The sequence below is a fragment of the Acetobacter sp. DmW_136 genome (assembly GCF_008690365.1).
Lineage (GTDB): Bacteria > Pseudomonadota > Alphaproteobacteria > Acetobacterales > Acetobacteraceae > Acetobacter > Acetobacter oryzifermentans.
In genome coordinates, this window is record NZ_VHON01000048.1 from 1 (window position 1) to 608 (window position 608).

A 608-nucleotide genomic window follows, 5' to 3' on the forward strand; every position below is an offset into this window, starting at 1 on the left:
AAATTTTCGTAAGCTATAAGAAAACCCGATGCAGACAGAGTGTAGCGCAGGCGCGTATGAATTTCCAGCCTCCTATGGACGGCGTGTTGTAGCCCGTTTTGACGGGGGTCGCATGAGTTCGGATGGCGGTGTCATCCTGGTAAAGCAGGTCGATGATAGTCTGGGGTTCAGTCGCCGTTTTGCTGCATGTTTTCGCGATGAGCGGCATCCTGCCTTTGTGGAATACCGGGTTGAAGACCTTGTCCGTCAGCGGATCATGGGCCTGGCACTGGGCTATGAAGACCTTAATGACCATGACGCTTTACGTCATGATCCTGTCATGGGTCTGGTATCGGGACGTCTGTCAGGAAGCCGGGCCAACTGTGCGGCACTGGCTGGCAAATCTACACTGAACCGGTTGGAGCGCAGTGGGCAGCAGGCAGATCGTTACTGCCGCATCATTGCTGATCATGAGGCCCTGGCTACCCTGTTCGTGACGCTTTTCATGGACCAGCATGAGCGCGCACCCGCCCGGATCGTTCTGGATGTGGATGCCACCGATGACCGTATCCATGGCCATCAGGAAGGCCGCGCCTTTCATGGATATTACGGCCATAACTGCTATCTTC

At 55.3% G+C, this 608-nt stretch carries 1 protein-coding gene; it reads left to right on the top strand.

Annotated elements, in window-relative coordinates:
• Window positions 1–28: 28 nt before the first annotated feature.
• Window positions 29–608: transposase (locus FKW31_RS13715; RefSeq protein WP_193562084.1), on the top strand; the 580-nt coding region annotated here is incomplete at its 3' end.